Here is a 6,316-nt window from a genome sequence, read left to right on the forward strand (position 1 = left end):
TGTTCCTTCATGAGTATGAATACATTAAACAATTACAATCCACCGAATGATGGCAAGGGACCGGTAGGTGATAGCAAAGATGGAGGCAGTTCCTTCATGAGTATGAATACATTAAACAATTACAATCCACCGAATGATGGCAAGGGACCGGTAGGTGACAGCAAAGATGGAGGCAGTTCCTTCCGCAGATAGTAGTTACTGAGTTGAAGTATACCAGTTTTAAATTCCTTAAAGTACTTTTTTCCTGGGTTTTAAAAAATAGGGAGTAGCGACTACATCGCTGCTTCCTATTCCCTATTAACTATTGTCTATTGCCTATTCCCGATTCCCGATTCCCGATTCCCGATTCCCGATTCCCCATTCCCGATTCAACACTTCTGGGAAAAAACCAGCTTCCAAAACCTGCTCCTGAGCAAAAGAACACTGACAAGGAAAAGTGTTCAACTTAATCCCAGTTTCCTGGGCTGCCTTAATCCGAGCCTTCTGATAACATTGGTCAAAGACCTCTGGCAAAAACGTTTTTAAACTAGGACTATCCTCCAGCAGTTCTTCCAAACCGATACGCTGTTCAGTGATAGTATTGAGGCAACTGTCGCTCCTTTTCCCTGGTTGATACATCCACTTCAGTAAATGCATCAGCAACACAATCAAACGACTTTTTAACTCGCGCTTTTCCCGTTTACCCATGCTTTCGACTTCTTCAATCAGATTCGCTACATCAACTTGGGCAAACTTACCCTGCCGTAACTGTTGCGCAGTCGCCTCGGTCCACAAGTAAAAGTCTTGCTGATAAAGGTTGTGGGCTGTTGTCATTACTCATTTCCCCAATTAATTGATGCTAGCATGTTGAGACTCCCCGCTCTGACCTAGACGGGGATTTGATTTGTTTGGTGATCCCAATTCTTAAGCATCACACCGCTACACACTAATTTCATGCTAAGAAATCAGTGGTCAGCTGTCAGTGGTCAGTGGTCAGCCTTTAGCTCAATACCTTTAGTGGTGCGTTACGGGGCGGGCTATATCAACCCTGGCTACGAGGTGGAAGATGAGGGCGAGCCCTTCCCTAACGCACCCTACGCCTTCCCACCTATATCTATGGTCTTAATTTAAATCATTGATATTAATTTACCTGCCCTATTGCACAAAACCCTATCCTATAAGATAAACTATAAATAGTCAAATACATTTAGGTAAACTACTGCTACAAGACAACCGGAGAAGGTAATGTCCCTAGGAAAAAAACTACGAGAACGCCGTGAAAGTCTAGGTTTAACTCGCATACAAGTTGCCAGAGCCTGTGATGTAGTAGAGTCTACAGTGATTAACTGGGAGGCGGATCGGCACAAGCCTAAGCTTTATCCAGAACAGACTAAAGCCTTGTGTGATATTTTAGACTTCAAAATTGAGGATCTGATCCAGTAACATGTAAGGGTATACCCAAAGCACAGGATGGCATTGTGCGATCATTTCATAATCATCTCTAGTGCTGCGGATAGCAATAAATATGGCAATTCTTATTTTGGTGAGTTACAAAGCTTATCTTTTTAAGGCAATAGCCATACATGCAATATTTAAGATAGTTTTAACATAAGATTCCCCCCTTGATAAGGGGGGTTAGGGGGGATCACTAATCACAGAAGACTGTACCTCGTAAGTGGGAGAAATGCTATATATCAATTACCCTGCCGTCGCCACCAAGCACGGACTAGTTTAATGTCGTCATAGGAGTAACTTTCTCCTAAGTATTCCCGTAATTGTTTCAGATACTGATCACCCACTTTTTCAATGGCTGTAATAATTGGCTCATGGTGTTCCAATGGTACCAGTCGTTTTAAATCCACTGGCTGATTCATTTCAATTAATTGGCTCAAATGATCTATAATAGTTCTGGTAGTATACCCTCGTTGTTTAGCAATTTCCTCTACACTTAACCCTTGTTGATAGAATTGCAGCGTTTTCATATAAGTACTGGAGGGCAGGGGTTCTGGTAGTTTTTGCTCTTGACAAAATGCCCGAATTTCTGAAATAAATTGCTCGCCATACTGGGTAACTTTATACTGAGTCACACCAGAAAGTTTAGCAAAGTGCTCTAAGGTTTTGGGTTTCAGCTGTGCCATTAGTTTCAGTGTGGAATCAGCAAACACTACATAGGGCGGAATCGATTGGCGGTCAGCTAACTGTTTCCTTAGTTTCCGCAATTTATCTAGCAGCAGCTCCGCTTCAGCTGCTCTGGGGTTAATTTCCCCTAAGGCTTTTTCTACAGATGACTGGGAAATGGGAACATAAACAGAACGTTGTTTGCGCAGGATTTCCCAACTTAGTTTATTGAGCTTCAGCACGGAGTAGCCATCGGTGGTTTGGTCTACTAATCCCTGGTGCAAAAGCGATCGCACTAGAATTTTCCAAGCCTCTACAGTTCTATCCTTACCAATACCATAGGTAGAGAGTAAGTGATGGCCATACTGCTCAATTTTCTTACTTTTTGAGCCCCGCAACACTTGAATAATGTGGTTCATCCCAAACCGTTCCCGACACCGGGCTACACAAGAGAGGAATTTTTGAGCTTCAATCGTCCAATCTTCTACTGGCTTAGGATAGCAACAGTTATCACATTTGTCACAATTCCCTGGAAACCGCTCACCAAAGTAGCCCAGCAAAATCCGGCGGCGACAATCTGTGCCTTCTGCGTAGTCAACAATCTGATTTAACTGTTGATAGGCAATCCGTTGTTCCTTGGGATCGGGCTTTTGATCAATGAGATAATGAAGTTTGGAGATATCACTAGCGCTATATAAAACGGTACATGTGGCTGGTTCCCCATCCCGTCCTGCTCGTCCCGATTCCTGGTAATAACTTTCGATGTTACGAGGTAAATCGTAGTGAATCACAAAGCGTACATCGGGCTTATTAATTCCCATCCCAAAGGCTACGGTAGCTACGATTACCCGCACATCATCCCGGATAAACCGATTTTGATTGGTTGCCCTAGCCTTATCCGTCATTCCGCCATGGTAAGGTAGGGCAGAAATGCCATCATTCTCTAACCGGAAAGCTACTTCGTCTACGGAACGGCGGCTCGTACAGTAGACAATACCGGAACCTTGGTGAGAACGGATGTGTTGTAATAACTGTTTATAGCTTTGCCGTTGTTTTGGTTGAACGTCGTAGTAAAGGTTAGGGCGATTGAAACTAGCGATGTGAACCTTGGGCTGTCGCAATGCTAGTTGTTGGATAATGTCCTGTTGGACTCGATTGGTAGCAGTAGCGGTCAGGGCCAGCACTGAGCTATGGGGATAGCGGTGACGTAATAGTTTTAGTTGCCGGTATTCTGGGCGGAAATCATGCCCCCATTGTGAGACACAGTGCGCTTCATCAATGGCAAAGGTGGGAATACCGATTTGCGATCGCACTCTATCCAAAAATGGGATAAACTGCTCTGCCAGTAACCGTTCTGGTGATACGTAGAGTAATTTTATCTTACCTTCAAGGATAGCAGCTTCCCGCGATCGCATTTGTTTGAAGCTCAAGGTGCTATTGATAAAGGTAGCCCCAATGCCATTATCTTCCAAAGATGTCACTTGGTCTTGCATCAAGGAAATCAGAGGAGATACCACAACGGTTAAGCCCGGTTTCAGTAGCGCTGGCAGTTGATAGCACAAGGATTTACCACCGCCAGTGGGCATGATAATCAGTAAATCCTGATTTTCCAGCGCTTCTTCAATAATCTGTCGCTGTCCTGGACGGAAACAGTCGTGGCCAAAGAAATGTTTAAGGGCATGCTCCAGGGATGGCGACTCTTCCATGGTCGTGAGGGGATTGCGATCGCTTCAGTGTTGGGGATAAGATTATTATGCCTAAAAACTGTAACATAGACGCGCTATTCTCTATTCCTCACCTACAACCACATCCCACAGCACATCAATACCTCTGCCCACATAGTCGGAATCCTGGTGTTGTTCAATCCATTCAATTACAGTAGGGATAACATGATTGGATGTTTTGCCCAATTTGCCCAAGGCTTTGGCTGCTCTCCAAGGTACCTCAGAATCAGGATCCTGAAGCTGTGCTAGTAGGGAGCTGACTACAGTTTCTGAGCTGTTGCCCAATTTTCCCAAGGCCACGGCTGCCCTCACACGCACATAAAACTTATCATCCTGAAGCCTTTTTAGTAGGGCGTTGACTACAGTTTCTGAGCTGTTGCCCAAATTGCCTAAGGCTATCGCTGCGTTTCCACGCACAACAGAATCGGGATCCTGAAGCCCTGCTATGAGGGCATTGACTACGGTTTCTGAGCTTTTGCCCAATTTGATCAAGGCATAGCCTGCATACGCACATACATATGAATTATCCTTCTGAAGCCTTGCTAGGACTGCGCTGACTACGGTTTCTGAGCTATTGCCCAATTGTCCCAAGGCATAGGCTGTCCACCCACGCACCCAAGGATTCTTATCCTGAAGCCTTGCTAGGAGGGCGCTGACTACGGGTTCTGATGCCTTGCCCAATTCGCCCAAGGCATTGGCTGCACTCCTACGCACAGCACAATTCTCATCCTGAAACCTTGCTAGCAGGGCGTTGATTACAGTTTTTGAGCTATTGCCCAATTTGCCCAAGGCATTGGCTGCCTTCCAACGCACATCATAATTCTCATCTTTTAGCCATCCTAGCAATATTGTAATTACCTGATATTTTTCCCCGAACTCAGCTCGATACTTCAGCAATCGCCAGTCATCAATCCGATCTGATTGGTCTTCAAACAATTCCAATACCTGTGCCTCAAAATCCGTTTCATACAAACTACAAAGTATCTGAAAAACCTGCTCGCGAACATTTTTGCAAACCCGCTCTTTACTACTCACTTCCAACTCAAACAACTGCTGCAAAATCTCTTGCACCAACCCACGATCAGCACCAAGCAAATTTTTCGGGTCTTCTGCCAAACAACTACCAGCAAACAACAAATCCCGATGCAACCACTGCTCATAGTTACTCTTATTAGTCAAAACTGCCCGAATCGCCCTCGCTGCCTTTTTCGGTTTTTGTTGCGCTATCAGCAATAGTAACACCTCGCGCCAGTGGGAGTCATGCAAATGCGCCCGAATCTGACTCAAAACAATCCCAAAATCTCCCTCATTATCCGCCTGATAGTCAATCTCTTCAGCACACAAATATTCCTGAAACGTCTTATGGACAAAACCATAACAATTTTGCCCTTGCTCATTCAACAAACCCGTGCGATCGCGAATCAAGGTGACAAATGCTTCTGCTTCTTCTTTAGCTTGATATAACTGCACCTGCTTCAAGGTTTTAATCTGCTGACTCAACTGATCAATCAAATCATCCCGGTCAATTAACGTACCGCTATCATTATCTTCAACATTTACCTGGGTATGAATCCAATACGCCAACAATTCCATCAATCGGCGCAAATCATATAAATCTAGATACTTAAATATTCCATGATTGCTGATTTCTTTGTTAGCATCCCAAGAGGTTAACAACGTCTTGACTGCACAATTATAAAGCTCAAACCGTTCCTTGGGCAATACCGCTTGATAGCGATGAATCAATGCAATAATTGTCAACAATAACGGATTCCGTGCCAATAGCTTAATCCGGTCATTATCATCTAGTGCCTTTCGTAAACTTTGCTTGCGCCTTTCAGCTTCTGCTTGGTCTTGAAACCTGCTGTTATACCAGTTATCAATAAACGCTGAAATCTTCTGATCATCAAACGGTTCAATTTGATAGTGGGGAAATTCCTCAGTGCGGAAAAAGTCGCGCCGATAGCCAGCCGGTCTAGATGTAATAATAGCGCGATTTCTGTCAAACTGTCCCAAAAAATTATCGATGCGCCTGACTACATCATTCCGTTTAGCGTCTTCTGCTACTTCATCCAAACCATCTAGCAATATCAACGCCCTACCATCATACAACCAATGCTCAAAAAATCCTACTGGTAACGGTTTGACTGCCATCGTGTTTTCAGCAAATACCCGAGCATAGTCGATCAGGCTTTTATCGAGATTTATCGCAAAATCTCGCATCCTAATTAAAATCGGTAGCCAGTCCGTATCAGCATCTAATCCTAAAACCTCAGGATTTTGCTGAGCCAACATTACTGCAAAATAACTCATCAAGGTAGTTTTCCCGGAGCCTGGCGCACCCAATATCACCACTCGTCTTGACTGACTTTGGCTCAATAACTGCTCAGCCAAGAATTTCCGGCCAGTTGTCTTTGCCAATAGTGCTGTTTCTGACATTTCCCCACTACCAGCTGCTAACCAATCCCGTTCCCAAGCGCCAGCAGTTGATACAA

General features: G+C 44.4%; 6 protein-coding genes. 3 read left to right on the forward strand and 3 right to left on the reverse strand.

The features are described from left to right. On the forward strand, positions 1-192 hold a 192-nt coding region (locus tag F6J94_RS27960; protein WP_293046375.1), incomplete at its 5' end, for a hypothetical protein. A gap of 123 nt (positions 193-315) precedes the next feature. On the opposite strand, the gene F6J94_RS27965 is transcribed toward F6J94_RS27960, so the two are convergent. Then, the gene (locus F6J94_RS27965) at positions 316-813 is read right to left on the reverse strand and encodes a DUF29 domain-containing protein (protein ID WP_293027363.1); all 498 of its coding nucleotides are present in this window, start codon (positions 811-813) and stop codon (positions 316-318) included. Between the two features lie 120 nt (positions 814-933). Between F6J94_RS27965 and F6J94_RS27970 the strand changes: the two genes are divergently transcribed. Both F6J94_RS27970 and F6J94_RS27975 read left to right on the forward strand, forming a co-directional pair. Next, on the forward strand, positions 934-1,110 hold the full coding sequence (locus tag F6J94_RS27970) for a hypothetical protein (RefSeq protein WP_293046378.1): 177 nt from the start codon (positions 934-936) through the stop codon (positions 1,108-1,110). 114 nt (positions 1,111-1,224) lie between these two features. Beyond that, a complete protein-coding gene (locus F6J94_RS27975) occupies positions 1,225-1,422 on the forward strand; it encodes a helix-turn-helix transcriptional regulator (protein WP_070391622.1) in 198 nt (65 codons plus the stop codon). A 251-nt stretch (positions 1,423-1,673) separates the two neighbouring features. Here the strand turns inward: F6J94_RS27975 and recQ are convergent, their stop codons facing one another. Together recQ and F6J94_RS27985 are read right to left on the reverse strand one after the other, a co-directional pair. Continuing rightward, positions 1,674-3,803 carry a DNA helicase RecQ gene (gene recQ / locus F6J94_RS27980; protein WP_293046380.1) on the reverse strand — a complete coding sequence of 710 codons (2,130 nt, stop codon included), beginning with the start codon at positions 3,801-3,803 and terminating at the stop codon, positions 1,674-1,676. A gap of 81 nt (positions 3,804-3,884) precedes the next feature. After that, the coding region (locus F6J94_RS27985; RefSeq protein WP_293046382.1) for an NACHT domain-containing NTPase at positions 3,885-6,316 on the reverse strand (2,432 nt) is incomplete at its 5' end.

Origin of the sequence: Moorena sp. SIO1F2 (assembly GCF_010672755.1) — a bacterium.
GTDB lineage: Bacteria > Cyanobacteriota > Cyanobacteriia > Cyanobacteriales > Coleofasciculaceae > Moorena.

Excerpts from the sequence above, each read along its gene's own strand:
- F6J94_RS27975 (WP_070391622.1), top strand. The coding sequence starts at position 1,225 with ATGTCCCTAGGAAAAAAACTACGAGAACGCCGTGAAAGTCTAGGTTTA.
- recQ (WP_293046380.1), bottom strand. The coding sequence starts at position 3,803 with ATGGAAGAGTCGCCATCCCTGGAGCATGCCCTTAAACATTTCTTTGGC.
- F6J94_RS27965 (WP_293027363.1), bottom strand. The coding sequence starts at position 813 with ATGACAACAGCCCACAACCTTTATCAGCAAGACTTTTACTTGTGGACC.
- F6J94_RS27970 (WP_293046378.1), top strand. The coding sequence starts at position 934 with ATGCTAAGAAATCAGTGGTCAGCTGTCAGTGGTCAGTGGTCAGCCTTT.